Below are 12543 nucleotides of genomic sequence, written 5' to 3'. Positions count from 1 at the left end.
TCGGGTTCTTCGCAGGCGACCTGGTGGTCAGCCGCCGAACCGGAATGCTCAAGACCTATGATCTGACGAAGCGCCAGTCGGCGCCCTCGGCGGTGAGCAGGGCGTCGCCAAGCGCAGGCCGCAACGCGCGGCGCATCGGCTCCGCCTTCTCGAAGGCGTCCGCCTGGTCGACCAGCGTCTCGCGGATCATGTCCGGATCGCAGAAGAAGACGACGTCCCGGCCCGCGAAGCGGCGACGATAGACCGGCTCCCGATACACCGCCTGCGGCCAGATCTCGATCGGGTTGCGAACCGCCGTCCGCAGCAGGCTGAACGCGCCGAGCGGTTCGGCTGGCGGGTCCACGCGGGCCAGGGTCGGGTTCAGTGCGGTCATGCGGACGGTGTCTCCAGACGGCGGCGCAGGCGCGCCCCGGCGACAGGGCGGGTCCGGCACATATGGTCCCGCGTCGCGCGAGGCGACCGGGCCGCGGCGTTTTGCGCCCGGGGCGGGTCCGCCGTGCGAACCGCCGTGGATCGACGATTAACGCTTTGCGGATCTCGCCTGGCCGGCGGCTGGAGCGGAGCTAGCCGGCGAGCATCGCCGCGATAGCTAATCCCTGGATCTTCTTCGACGAAACATCACGGGAGGCTGGTCTTGAGAAGAACTGCTGTTTTGACCCTCGCGGCCGCGCTGCTGGCGGGGCTGGCCTATGAGCCGGCGAGCGCCGCAGAGCCGGCGCGCGTCGTCGTCCCGAGCTCCCCGGCGAGCCAGCCAGGCGCCGGCGCCGAGCGCCTTTCCGGGCAGCTGCAGCTCGTCGACTATCGCCGGGACCGGCGTGTCCAGAAGCACAGGCGCGCTCACAGGTATCATCGCGGCTCGAACTACAGCCTCCGCCACATCCATCGCCGGGGCCGCTGGTGCGGCAAGTGGGTCGGCCGGCGCTGCTACTACACCCCGCGCCCGCTCCGGCCTCTGCGCCAGCGCTGAGGCGGCTGAACTCCTCCATCCGCCCGCCGGCCGCCCGGCGGGCGGATCTCGTCTCGAAGGTCCGCGCCGCCCCGGCGCATGGAGCAGCGCTGAATGGCCGACGCGTTCCGGTTCGGTATCGAAGAAGAATACTTCCTGGCGGACGCCGCCACAGGCAGGAGCCCGGACGGCGCCACCGCCGACAGGTTCCACGAGGCCGCGAGCCGGTTCGTGAAGCCGGCGTCTCACGAGCTGCTCAAGGGCCAGGTCGAGGTCCAGACGGAGCCGGGGACGAGTTTCGACGAAGCCTGCGCGGCCCTCCGCGGCATGCGTCGCGAGCTAGCCGGGATCGCGCAGGACAACGGGCTCCTGCTGCTCGCAGCCGGCACCCACCCCCTGGCCCGCGTCCGGGAGCAGGAGACCACCGAGAAGGAGCGCTACAAGCGCCTCGAGTCCGAGTTCGGCATCATCGCGCAGCGTGCGATGATCTGCGCGATGCACATCCACGTCGAAGCGCCTGAGCCCGACCGCCGCATCGAACTCATGAACCGGCTGATCCCGTTCATCCCTGTTCTGCTCGCCCTGTCGGTCTCCTCGCCGTTCTGGCAGGGCCGTGACACCGGGATCAGAGCGTTCCGGCTGACGGCGTTCGCGCAGTGGCCCCGGATGGGCGTGCCGGAAATCTTCAGCGGGCAGGCGGAATACCAGCGCTATATCGACCTTCTGGTCGGCGCGGGGATTGTCGAGGACGCCAGCTTCGTCTGGTGGCACATCAGGCCGTCGACGCATTATCCGACGATCGAGCTGCGCGTCTGCGACAGCTGCCCGCGCGCCGCAGGCCGCGCCCCGGGGCCAGCAGCGACAGCGCCTCCAGGATGTTCGTCTTTCCGGCGCCGTTCGGGCCCACCAGCGCGACCGACCGCTCCCCGCAGGCGAGGTCGAGCGCCGCATAGGAGCGAAAATTCGTCAGCCGCAGCCGTGTGACCGCGACGCGAGGCGTCCCGCCCGAGGGCGGTCGCTGGCCGCCTTCGTCCGCCGTCACACCCTCATCGGCATCAGGACATAGAGCGCGGGCGCGTCGTCGCGGTCCTGAACAAGCGTAGGCGAACCCGGGTCGGCGAGCCGGATGAGCGCGGTGTCGCCCTCAAGCTGCCCGGCGATGTCGAGCAGATAGCGGGAGTTGAAGCCGATATCGATCGGGTCTGAATCGTAGTCGACCTCGATCTCCTCGGTGGCGTTGCCCGAGTCGGGATTGGTGACGGTGAGCACCAGCCGGCCCTCGCCGAGCGAGAGCTTCACCGCGCGACCGCGCTCCGAGGAGATCGTCGAGACGCGGTCGACCGCGCTCGAGAACTCCGTCCGGTCCACGGTCAGGCGCTTGTCGTTCCCTGTCGGGATCACCCGGTTGTAGTCCGGGAAAGTGCCGTCGATCAGCTTGGAGGTCAGCACCACATCGCCGACCGAGACGCGGATCTTGGTCGGCGAGAGCTCGACGACAGCCTGGCCCTCAGGGTCCTCGAGCAGGCGCTGGACTTCGGCGACCGTCTTTCGAGGAACGATGACGCCGGGCATTCCCTTCGCCCCGGCGGGGGCCGGCATCTCGACGCGCGCGAGCCGGTGGCCGTCGGTCGCCACCGCGCGCAGCAGGCTCACGCCGCCCTGCTCGACGACATGAAGGTAGATGCCGTTGAGGTAGTAGCGGGTCTCTTCGTTCGAGATCGCGAACTGTGTCTTGTCGATCAGGCGGCGGAGATCGGCCGAGGCGATCTCGAAGCGCACCGGAAGCTCGCCCGCGGCGAGATCGGGAAAATCACTGTCCGGCAGCGTCTGAAGCGTGAACCGGGAGCGTCCTGCGCGGATCACCAGCGTGCCGCGCTCCCCGCCCATCTCCAGCGAAACCTGAGAGCCGTCAGGCAGCTTGCGGACGATGTCGTAGAAGGTGTGCGCCGGCACGGTCGTGGCGCCGGGCTGCGTCACTTCCGCCGGCGTGGTCTCGACGATCTCGAGGTCGAGGTCGGTCGCCTGCAGCTTCAATCCGCCGTCGCCCGCGCGCAGCAGCACGTTGGCCAGGATCGGTATCGTGTTGCGCCGTTCGACGACGCGGTGGACATGCGCGAGAGCCTTCAGGAGGGCCGCTCGCTCGAGGGTCGCTCGCATTTTCGTCCCGCTCTCCGTAGGACCATCGAGGCCGGCCGCCCGCCGCCAGAAGGTCCGGCCGTCCCACGGACAGAGGCTCCGCGGGGGGCGCGACATTGCATGAGGCGGCAGCCGTCGACAAGCCGTTCCGCGACCACAGCCGCGTTGATTGGCCGGCGAAACGACCTGCGGTTCCTCGTTACCTCGCGAGGTCCCTCCGAACCGTCTCGGTCGCTCAGCGTTGGGGGCGGAGAGTCGCGTGCGCTGCAAAGGAGAACCCCATGCCGGACATCCCGGTCGACTTCGCGGTGATGACAAGCCTGGCGATCCGCTATGGCACCAACATGCTGGGCGCTCTCCTGCTGGCGATCGCGGGGATCTGGCTCGCGGGCGCGGCGGAGCGGACAGCGCACCGTCTGCTGCTCGCGGCCAGGCATATGGACGTCACCGTCGCGGGCTTCCTGTCGAGCCTGGTGCGCTATGCGGTTCTGGCGGTCGCGCTGGTCGCCATCCTGCAAGTCATCGGCATCCAGGCCACCAGCCTGATCGCGGTGCTGGGCGCCGCCTCCCTGGCGATCGGGCTCGCCTTGCAGGGCACGCTCTCCAACATGGCGGCGGGCGTGATGCTGCTGCTGTTCCGGCCGTTCCGGGTGGGGGACCACATCGAGGTCGGAGGCAAGAACGGCGAGGTGCGCGACCTCACCCTGTTCTTCACCGAGCTCTCAACCGCCGACAACGTGCAGGTGCTGATCCCCAACGGCTCCGTGTGGGGGAACGCGATGACGAACTTCTCGAAATACCCGAACCGGTTCGTCGAGACCAAGGTGACCGCCCGCAACGGCGATGCGGACGCCACGATCCAGGACGTTCAGGCCTTCCTGAGCGAAAACCAGCGCGTGCTCAGCAGCCCGCCTCCGATCGTCAAGAAGGTCGGCTATGGCGACCCGATCGAACTCGACGTCAAGGCATGGACCAGAGCCGCGGACACCGACGCGCTGCGCTACGAACTCGTCCGCTTCGTGACGGAGCGCGCCAAGGCCAAGGAGCGGGAGGCCGCTCAGCCCGCCGAATGATCCCGGCGCGGCGTCACTCGAGGAGCATGCGCTTCAGGAGCTCGACCTCCTCGGAGAGCGCGGAGTTGGTCTTCACCAGATCGTCGATCTTGCGGACCGCGTGCAGAACCGTGGTGTGGTCGCGACCGCCGAAGCGCCGGCCGATCTCCGGCAGCGAGCGCAGCGTCAGCTGCTTGGCCAGATACATCGCCACCTGCCGCGGCCGCACGACGGTCTGCGTGCGGCGCGACGACAGGATGTCGGCGCGGCTCACCTGATAATGACGGGCGACGATGCGCTGGATCTCTTCGATCTTGACCCGCTTCGGCTCGACCTGCCGCACGAGGTCGCGCAAGGCGGTCTCGGCCATCTCGACCGTGATCGGCGCGCCGGTCAGGGTGTTGTGCGCGAGCAGGCGGTTGACCGCGCCGTCGAGGTCGCGGCCGTTGGCCGTCACCACCCGGGCGACATAGGCGATCACGTCGTCCGGCGCGTCGAACCGCGGGTGAGCGGCCTTGGCGGCCTCGACGCGGGTCCTGAGGATCTTGGCCCGCAGTTCCTCGTCGAGCGCTCCCATCTCCAGGGTGAGGCCGCCCGCGAGGCGCGAGCGCAGCCGCTCGTCGACGCCTTCAAGCTCCGACGGCGCACGGTCGGCCGCGACGATCACCTGCTGCCGCCCATCGAGCAGCGAGTTCAGGGTGTGGCCGAACTCCTGCTGGACCGTCTTGCCCTGCAGGAACTGCAGGTCGTCGATGATGAGCAGGTCGATGGCGCGCAGCCGCTCCTTGAAGGCGAGGGCGGTCTGCGCCCGGAGCGACGCCACGAAGTCGAACATGAACTTCTCGGCGGTCAGGTACGTCACGCGGCGGCCGGTCGCCTCCGCGGCGTGCGCGGTCGCCTGCAGCAGATGCGTCTTGCCGAGGCCGACCGCTGCGTGGATCACCAAGGGGTTGAAGGTCACCGGGTCGCCGGGGCGGGCGTCCGCGATCTGGCGCGCGGCCGCATAGGCCATCGCGTTGGAGCGACCGGTCAGGAAGGTGTCGAAGGTCAGCCGGCGGTCGAGCGGCGAGCCGCCGATCCGTGCGGCGTCCGGCCGCGGAGGCTGCGGGAGCGCGACGGCGGGACGGATCTCCGCGAGCTCCGGAACCGGCGCGACGACGACGTCCCGCCCGGCGGTCACCAGCTTGGGCGCCGCGACCCTGACGCCGATCGAGACCCGGCGCACCTCGGAATTCTCCTCGGCGAACACGGCGGCGATCCGCTCCGAGTAATGCGACTGGATCCAGGATTTCAGGAAGCGCGTGGGCACGGTCAGGTAGGCGACCTCGCCGTCGATCCGGTCGAGGACGAGACGCACGAACCAGCTCGTGTAGACGTCCTCGCCATACTCGGCGCGCAGCCGGCGGCTTACGGCCGACCAGAGGGCGTCGTGCTCTGATCCATCGTCAAGCTCGTGCGCGGCCAGGTTCCTCGAATGGGCTGCGAGCTGCGAGCTGGGCATGAAGATCCCTCCGAGACGTGCGACGTTCAAAAAAGGCGAAACTGGCGAGGCAGGCGGCGGCGTCAGGACTGGGCCCAGGGAAGACCATCGGCCTTCCAGCCGGCCGTCGCGCCCCTGTGCCGGCTGCCGTCGAGCGGCCCCTCAAAGCCTCCGACGATGTTGAAGCAGCGGGTCCAGCCTCTCGCCGCCAGAGCGGCCGCGGCCGCCTGGCTGCGCGCTCCGCTGCGACAGAGGAAGAAGACAGGCGCGTCGGGGCTCGCCCCGGCCTCGCTCAGCGCCGCGGCGACATCGTCCGCGAAGGCGCCGTCGACCTGCATGGAGGGGTAGCTCTGCCATTCGCGCAGCAGCGGACGCTTCCCGAGCGGCGACAGATCCGGCAGCCCCACGAAGGACCATTCGGCCGTCGTGCGGACGTCGACCAGCGCAGCGCCGGGCTCGCTCGCGAGCGTTTCCCATGCCTCCTTGGGCGCGACGTCGCCGGCATATGGCGTCTTGGGATCTGGCATAGACATTCCATCGCCGGATGAAGATCCGGCGCCCCATATTCGTGACTAGACCACAGGAGAACGCACGCGCGCGCCGAAGCGCATGTCTACGCCAACGTCATCCGCTCAGCGCGCGGCGCGATGAACCAACCCTCGCCCCTAAGAGCGGAGTGGAAGCTTCTCTAACGCGGGATGTTTAGCGAGAACGACTGCAGAATATCGCTTTATTATCAACGATCATCTCGTCGGCCCCCATTGACGGGAAGATACCCGAGAGCCCGATCGGGATGCAATGGGGCTTCGTAAACGAATCGCGTCGCGGGCCGAATCCGGTCGCTCCAATCCGGGACCGCGGCGGAAAAGGACCCGTGCAAAGCTCTGCGTAGCCAGCAAATTTGCGGGGTTCCCGCCCACCGTCGCCGGCGACCTCCAGGCCGGAAGATTCTTTGGCCGCCGCGGCGGCGCCGACGCCCGCCGTCGGCGGATTCCGGGCGCGCCTTCGCGTCTACGCTCTATCTCATTGATATAAATCGGGTTTTTCTGCCCGTAGAACTGACGCAGACTCGTCATGACGGCGATTCAGGGCTTTCCGTGAGTCAAGCTGGATTCTGCGGCGGGGCCGCTTCCGGCGGCATGCGTGACGCGCAAACCAGGAAAGCAAAAAGCCCGGCCGAGGGCCGGGCTTTTGACTGCGGACGGCAGCGCGATCAGGAGAGGGCGCGCACTCGCGCCGAAAGGCGGGACACCTTCCTGGAGGCCGTGTTCTTGTGGAACACGCCCTTCTGGGCGGCGCGCATCAGCTCCGGCTCGGCGACCGCGAGCGCGGCCTTGGCGTCCTCCGCCCGGCCGGCGGCGATCGCCTCTTCGACCTTGCGCAGGAAGGTGCGGACGCGGCTCTTGCGCGCGCCGTTGACCGCGGTGCGAGCAGCGATCTTGCGGACGGCCTTCTTGGCCGACGGCGTGTTGGCCATAAGCGGGAAATCCTCGTGAGGCGGCGTTAGGCGGGCCGCGCCTGACAACAGAAGAGCAGCCGCCTTCCGGGCGGCCGCGGGAGCGCGTCACCTAGCAAGAGCGGCCTGTCGCGTCAACGTTCAGGTTGCGGCGGCGCGGAAGGAGAGGCTGGCCGCCTTGCCGCCGCCCTCGGGCGCAGGGGCGGCGAACCGGCTCCGCGGCCAGGTGATGCGGATGCGCGCGCCGGTGAGCGGCGGGGGCGCGTTTTTGAGCTTCAGCTGAGCTCCCGAACGCTCCAGCAGCGTCTTGGCGATGAAGAAGCCAAGCCCGAGGCCGCCGGCTTCCGTGGGGGCCGCGCGGCCCGCGGCGCGCGTCGACACGTAAGGCTCTCCGAGGCGGTCGATGATCTCCGGCGCGAAGCCGGGGCCATCGTCGGCGACCTCGACCTCGACGCGCTCCGAATCCCACCGGGCCGTGACGGTGACGCGCGAGCGGGCGAAGTCGACGGCGTTCTCGACGATATTGCCGATGCCATAAAGCACGCTCGGATTCCGCAGCCACTCCGGCTCGGCCGTGGGATCGCCGAGCGCGGCGACCTCGAGCGCGACGCCGAAATTCCGGTGCGGGGCGACGATCTCCTCGAGCATGTGGCGCATCGCCATCCGCTCGAACGGCGCGTCCCCCTCGTCGAGCGAGGTCAGAGTCTTGAGAATCTCGCGGCATCGCGCGACCTGCTCGCGCAGCAGCTTCATGTCCTCGTCGTGCGGGCCGGGGGTGAGCGCGCGCTCCAGCTCCTTGGCGACCAGCGCGATCGTCGCAAGCGGAGTGCCGAGCTCATGGGCTGCGGCCGCCGCAAGGCCGTCGAGCGCGGAAAGGTGCTGCTCCCGCGCGAGGACGAGCTCGGTCGCCGCAAGCGCCTGGCTGAGCTCGCGACCTTCCTCGGCGACCCGCCACGCGTAGACGCCGATGAACACCAGCGCGAGCATGAGCGCGACCCACTGGCCGACCAGATAGAGGAACGGTAGCTCGACCGCGTGCGGCGAAGGCCAGGGCAGGGGCAGGTGCACGAAGGCCAACAAGGTGGCGAGCGCCACGACCAGGGCGCCGAGGGCCGCCGTCGTCCGCGGCGTGAGCGCCGTTGCGGAGATCATCACCGGCGCCAGGAAGAGGACGCAGAAGGGATTTTCGAGGCCGCCCGTCAGGAACAGCAGGGCCGCGAGCTGCAGAACGTCATAGGCGAGCAGGAGGCCGGCGGCAGGTCCCTCCAGCCGATGGGTCATCGGATAGCGAAGCCGCAGAGCGACGTTCAGTCCGCCCGAGCACGCGATCACCCCAAGGCAAGCGGCGAGCGGCAGCGGGAAGCCGAGCGCCATATGAATAAGGAACACCGCGCAGCTCTGGCCGGCCACCGCGAGCCATCGCAGCCGGATCAGCGTGTCGAGCCTGAGATGATGCTCCGTGAGCAGATTTTCCGGGGGACGATCGAAGTCCAAGAGCCGCGCCTTCCGAGCCTTGATGAAGGCCCGTCATGACCGGCTTTCCGGGGCGCGACAAGCGCCTAGGGCCGGACCGCCTGAACGATGCGCATACGGTCCCCGACGATCAGCAGCGCTGACAGCGCCCCGGTGCGGAACGCGCCGGTGTCGAGGTTGACGCGGTGCGGATGGGACAGGTCGACCTGCGGCTGGGGCGTGTGGCCGTGGATGACCGCCACGCCGGCGTCATAAGGACCCCGGCTTTCGAGCCACGGCCGGCGGGTCCACATCAGGGTCCGCGGCGATTGCTCGGAGAGCGGCAGCGCGGGGTCGAGGCCGGCATGGACGAAAGCCAGGTCCCCGACCCTGTGCAGCTTCGGAAGCTGCGTCAGCCAGTCGATGAGGTCGCGCCCGAGCGCGCTCGCGAAGACCTCGCGCCAGTCCGGCCGGTCGAACGAAACGCCCGCCTCCGCGAGCGTCTCGCCGGCGCCGAACTCCAACCACATCGCGTGCTCCTCGGGATCGTCCGTGAGGATCGCGCTCAGCATGCGGTCCTCATGGTTGCCCATGAGGGTGACGCTCTCGACGCCGGGCAGGCCGGCCTTCGCGCGCCGCAGGGCGGCCAGCGAGCCGGGACCTCGGTCGACGAGATCGCCCAGCTGCACGAGGGTCGCGCGCGGGGCCGCGCGGAGGTCCGGCGACAGGGCGTCGAGAAGGGCCTCGAACAGATCGTCCTGTCCGTGCACGTCGCCGATCGCCGCGACGGCCTCGCCGTCGGCGAGCGGGCGGATCGCGGCGGTCCAGCCGCCGCGCCGGATCAGGGGCTTCACGAAGCGGGCGCCCGCGCCGGAGCGCGGGCCGGAAGGATCGAGCGCAGTCGGCTCACTTCATGATCATGAGGATGACCCGCTGCCCCGCCTTGGAGTCGAGCTCCACGGCCGTCAGCTTGCCGTCCTTGTTGGCGTCGGCCCGCTTGAAATGCATGCGCAGGATCTTCAGCCATTCGTCCATCTCGAGGGTCTTGTCGCCGTCCGTGTTGAACCGCGCCCATTCCTTTTCGGTGATGCGCCCCTTGGTCTCGCCGCTTTCGAGCGTGGTGTCGCCATCCGGGTTGATGGCCTGGAAGGTCTTGACGCCAGCGTCGATGACTTCAGCGATCTCGAGAGTGTCGTCGCCATCCTTGTTGATGCTCTTGAGGGCGTCCGCGCCAGTGTTGGCGGCGGCAGCAGGCGCGACGGCGAACAGGACGGCGGCGAAGGCAGCGGCAATGCGGTAGCTCATGGAGATCTCCTCTAATAATAAGAACGCTCAGTCCTGACGTGACGGACGGCGCGGCGGGAATATGGAGAAGATCATCTCTCTTAGAAAGCCCTTAGGAGAAACGTTGCTCGCTTTGGTGGAGTTTTTTCCGCGTGACGCGTGCGATCGACCTCCTGAGCGGCGGCGAACATCCTCGCGGCTGGGACGATCAGGCGCGAGAGAGCCTCTCGGCCTGCTCGATCCACTTGTCGCGCAAGATGCGGCCGCGGGGCGTGATGCGCTGCTCCAGCTCCGAGATCTCCTCAGGAGTGAGGCGGGAGAGCTGCCAGAAGTGGAAGATGCCCGCCTCGTTGAGCAGTTCCTGAATGCGCGGGCCGACCCCGGCGATCTGGGTCAGGTCGTCCGCCGGCCGCCGGGCCTTCGTCGCCCGCGGCTCACGCGCGCGCGCCAGCGACGTCCCCGCCGGAACGTCGCCTGCGGAAGAGGCGGTCTCCCGCTCGACCGGACGCGCGCCGGGCCCCGACGCCGGCCTCTGGGCTCTCGGCTCGTGCGAACTGATGAAGTCGCGGATGCGCGGCGCGATCTCGGCCCGGAAACGTGAGCCGTTGAAGACGCCGTAATGGCCGACCCGGTCCTGCAGGTAATGGGCGCGCTTGTCGTCGGGCAGGCGCGTGCAGAGCTTGTGGGCGGCCTTGGTCTGGCCGACGCCGGAGATGTCGTCGCGCTCTCCTTCCACGGTCATCAGAGCGCAGCGCGTGATCTTCGAGCAGTCCACCGGTTTGCCGCGGTGGGTCATGGCGCCCTTCGGAAGCGCCTGACGCACGAACACCGTGTCGACCGTCTGCAGGTAGAATTCGGCTGTAAGGTCCATCACGGCGAGATATTCGTCGTAGAACTCGCGATGTTTTTCGGCCGAGTCGCCGTCGCCGTCGATCAGGTGGTTGAAGAACTCGTGATGTGCGGAGAGATGTCGGTCGAGATTCATGCTCACGAAGCCGGTGAGTTGAAGGAAACCCGGATACACCTGTCGCATCGCGCCGGGATGCGGCCACGGCACCATGGTGACGACGTTGCGCCGGAACCACTCCGTGCCGCGCTCGATCGCGACCTCGTTGACGGCCGTCGGGTTCTCGCGCGTGTCGATCGGGCCTCCCATCAGGACCATGGATCGCGGCGTGAACGGGTCCTCCTCGGCCTCCATCCGGGCGACCGCCGCCAGCACCGGCACCGCCGGCTGGCAGACGGCCATCACATGGGCCTCGCCCTGAAGGAAGCGGAAGATCGAGATCAGGTAGTCGATGTAGTCGTCGAGGTCGAAGGCGCCGTCGGTGAGCGGCACGAGGCGGGCGTCGGTCCAGTCGGTGAGGTAGACGTCATGATCGGGCAGCATCGCCTCGACCGTGCCGCGGAGCAGCGTCGCGTAGTGGCCGGACATCGGCGCGACGATCAGCAGCTTCGGCTGTTTGCGGCTCCCCGGCCGCAGGCCGCGCTGGAAGTGGATGAGGTTGCAGAACGGCCGGCTCCAGACGATCTCCTCGGTCACCGGGGCCCGCTCGCCCTGGACCAGCGTGGAGGCGATGCCGAATTCCGGCTTGCCGTAACGCCGCGTGGCGCGCTCGAACACCTCGCACACCGCCCCGACCTTGCGGCCCCAGTCGGTATGGGAGAGCGGGTTCACGGGATTCTTGAAGTAGAGCTTGCCCGCGTCGGCGAAGGCGCGGGCGGGACCGAGCGACGCCTGCGCGGCCTCGAACAGCCAGTAGAGCGGCATGGAGGCGGCGGAGCCGCCCCAGTCGGCCAGATCCGAACTGGCGACAGCGCCGGCGAACTCGCCGATGCCGCTGATTCTCCGGTCCCGAGGCATCGACACGTCCTTCCGATGCTGCGCCGCAATAGGACGCGAACGATTCTCCCTTCGGAGGCCGGCGTCAATGCCGCCTTTGTCGGCTATTGACCCGGCAGGGGCCGCGAACGGGGTGGGCGCGCCCTGCGGCGCGCCCCGGGAAGGCTCTCGAAGCCCTGGTTTTCAGGTCCGTTCTTCGAGGGGGTGTGTTCTGATGCGGTGCGGGTCGTAGAACGGGGTCCGGACGACGTAGGCCGGGAAGGTTCCGCGTTCGGAGACGATCTCGAGCGGGGTGCCCCAGGCTTTCAGTTCGGGCTTCACATGGCCGAGCGCGATCGATTTCATCAGGTGGCGGCTGTAGGTGGTGGAGTTCACCGTGCCGACCTGCTCGCCGTCCTTCATGATCCGGGCGCCCGGCTCGATCGCCTCATGGGCGTCGATCTCGAGCCCCACATTGGCGACCCGGATCTCGTTTTTGCGCCGCTCGAGCGCCTCCTTGCCGTGGAAGTCGGGCTTCGAGAGGTCGACCGTCCACTCCGCGCCGACCTCCCAGGGGGTCTCGTCGCCTTTGGGCATGTCGAACGGGAAGAACAGCAGGCCGCCCTCCACCCGGACGATGTCGAGGCAGCCCCAGGACGCCGCGCAGGCGCCGTAGGGCTTGCCGGCCTCCATGATGCTGTCCCACAGGAAGGGCGCGTCGGCGGCCGAGCAGAACACCTCGTAGCCGCGCTCCGCCGAATAGCCGCCGCGCGCGATCGAGACCTCCCTGCCGAACAGCTTTGCGGGGCGGTGCTCGAAGTATTTGAGCGTCGCGAGGTCGAAGTCGGCGTGCGGCTTCAGGATGTCGAGCGCGAGCGGCCCCTGCAGCGACAGGATGTGGACGTCGTCGTCCTT

12 protein-coding genes and 2 pseudogenes are annotated in these 12543 nt (G+C 68.6%); 3 read left to right on the top strand and 11 right to left on the bottom strand.

Features of this window, described 5'->3' with window-relative positions:
- Positions 1-55: 55 nt before the first annotated feature.
- A complete protein-coding gene (locus ACIKT0_RS06720; RefSeq protein WP_407104587.1) occupies positions 56-373 on the bottom strand; it encodes a hypothetical protein in 318 nt (105 codons plus the stop codon).
- Between the two features lie 279 nt (positions 374-652).
- On the opposite strand from ACIKT0_RS06720, the gene ACIKT0_RS06715 reads away from it, so the two are divergent.
- A complete protein-coding gene (locus ACIKT0_RS06715; protein WP_407104586.1) occupies positions 653-967 on the top strand; it encodes a hypothetical protein in 315 nt (104 codons plus the stop codon).
- Between the two features lie 93 nt (positions 968-1060).
- Positions 1061-1723: pseudogene (locus tag ACIKT0_RS06710) on the top strand (carboxylate-amine ligase); the annotation flags it as partial.
- A 49-nt stretch (positions 1724-1772) separates the two neighbouring features.
- Here the strand turns inward: ACIKT0_RS06710 and ACIKT0_RS06705 are convergent.
- Positions 1773-1988: pseudogene (locus ACIKT0_RS06705) on the bottom strand (AAA family ATPase); the annotation flags it as partial.
- Complete coding sequence (dnaN, locus tag ACIKT0_RS06700) at positions 1985-3103, bottom strand: DNA polymerase III subunit beta (protein WP_407104585.1); 1119 nt, start codon at positions 3101-3103, stop codon at positions 1985-1987. The gene dnaN and the pseudogene ACIKT0_RS06705, both read right to left, overlap by 4 nt.
- Positions 3104-3363: 260 nt before the next feature.
- Here dnaN and ACIKT0_RS06695 point away from each other — a divergent pair, with 260 nt between their 5' ends.
- Complete coding sequence (locus tag ACIKT0_RS06695; RefSeq protein WP_407104584.1) at positions 3364-4155, top strand: mechanosensitive ion channel family protein; 792 nt, start codon at positions 3364-3366, stop codon at positions 4153-4155.
- Between the two features lie 13 nt (positions 4156-4168).
- Here ACIKT0_RS06695 and dnaA read toward each other — a convergent pair whose 3' ends face one another.
- The 8 genes from dnaA to ACIKT0_RS06655 all read right to left on the bottom strand — a co-directional run.
- Positions 4169-5635: a chromosomal replication initiator protein DnaA gene (gene dnaA / locus ACIKT0_RS06690; protein WP_407104583.1), complete on the bottom strand. Its 1467-nt coding sequence runs from the start codon at positions 5633-5635 to the stop codon at positions 4169-4171.
- A 62-nt stretch (positions 5636-5697) separates the two neighbouring features.
- Positions 5698-6141: a rhodanese-like domain-containing protein gene (locus ACIKT0_RS06685; protein WP_407104582.1), complete on the bottom strand. Its 444-nt coding sequence runs from the start codon at positions 6139-6141 to the stop codon at positions 5698-5700.
- Positions 6142-6827: 686 nt separating this feature from the next.
- Positions 6828-7091: a 30S ribosomal protein S20 gene (gene rpsT, locus ACIKT0_RS06680; protein ID WP_183395179.1), complete on the bottom strand. Its 264-nt coding sequence runs from the start codon at positions 7089-7091 to the stop codon at positions 6828-6830.
- Positions 7092-7211: 120 nt separating this feature from the next.
- Positions 7212-8564 (bottom strand): ActS/PrrB/RegB family redox-sensitive histidine kinase, encoded by a 1353-nt coding sequence (locus ACIKT0_RS06675; RefSeq protein ID WP_407104581.1) that lies wholly within the window; start codon positions 8562-8564, stop codon positions 7212-7214.
- A gap of 65 nt (positions 8565-8629) precedes the next feature.
- A complete protein-coding gene (locus ACIKT0_RS06670) occupies positions 8630-9376 on the bottom strand; it encodes a metallophosphoesterase (RefSeq protein ID WP_407104580.1) in 747 nt (248 codons plus the stop codon).
- Positions 9377-9428: 52 nt separating this feature from the next.
- Complete coding sequence (locus ACIKT0_RS06665) at positions 9429-9827, bottom strand: EF-hand domain-containing protein (protein WP_407104579.1); 399 nt, start codon at positions 9825-9827, stop codon at positions 9429-9431.
- Between the two features lie 187 nt (positions 9828-10014).
- Positions 10015-11670, bottom strand: a complete 1656-nt coding sequence (gene phaZ / locus ACIKT0_RS06660) for a polyhydroxyalkanoate depolymerase (protein WP_407104588.1) — start codon at positions 11668-11670, stop codon at positions 10015-10017.
- Between the two features lie 162 nt (positions 11671-11832).
- Positions 11833-12543 (bottom strand): glycine cleavage T C-terminal barrel domain-containing protein (locus ACIKT0_RS06655; protein ID WP_407104578.1); only part of this gene is annotated, 711 nt, incomplete at its 5' end.

This window comes from Hansschlegelia beijingensis (assembly GCF_045505405.1).
Lineage (GTDB): Bacteria > Pseudomonadota > Alphaproteobacteria > Rhizobiales > Methylopilaceae > Methylopila > Methylopila beijingensis_A.
The sequence above is the reverse complement of the archived record's forward strand: the minus strand, read 5'-3'. Positions and strand labels throughout refer to the sequence as shown.

Excerpts from the sequence above, each read along its gene's own strand:
- ACIKT0_RS06720 (WP_407104587.1), bottom strand. The coding sequence starts at position 373 with ATGACCGCACTGAACCCGACCCTGGCCCGCGTGGACCCGCCAGCCGAA.
- dnaN (WP_407104585.1), bottom strand. The coding sequence starts at position 3,103 with ATGCGAGCGACCCTCGAGCGAGCGGCCCTCCTGAAGGCTCTCGCGCAT.
- ACIKT0_RS06695 (WP_407104584.1), top strand. The coding sequence starts at position 3,364 with ATGCCGGACATCCCGGTCGACTTCGCGGTGATGACAAGCCTGGCGATC.
- dnaA (WP_407104583.1), bottom strand. The coding sequence starts at position 5,635 with ATGCCCAGCTCGCAGCTCGCAGCCCATTCGAGGAACCTGGCCGCGCAC.
- ACIKT0_RS06685 (WP_407104582.1), bottom strand. The coding sequence starts at position 6,141 with ATGCCAGATCCCAAGACGCCATATGCCGGCGACGTCGCGCCCAAGGAG.
- rpsT (WP_183395179.1), bottom strand. The coding sequence starts at position 7,091 with ATGGCCAACACGCCGTCGGCCAAGAAGGCCGTCCGCAAGATCGCTGCT.
- ACIKT0_RS06665 (WP_407104579.1), bottom strand. The coding sequence starts at position 9,827 with ATGAGCTACCGCATTGCCGCTGCCTTCGCCGCCGTCCTGTTCGCCGTC.
- phaZ (WP_407104588.1), bottom strand. The coding sequence starts at position 11,670 with ATGCCTCGGGACCGGAGAATCAGCGGCATCGGCGAGTTCGCCGGCGCT.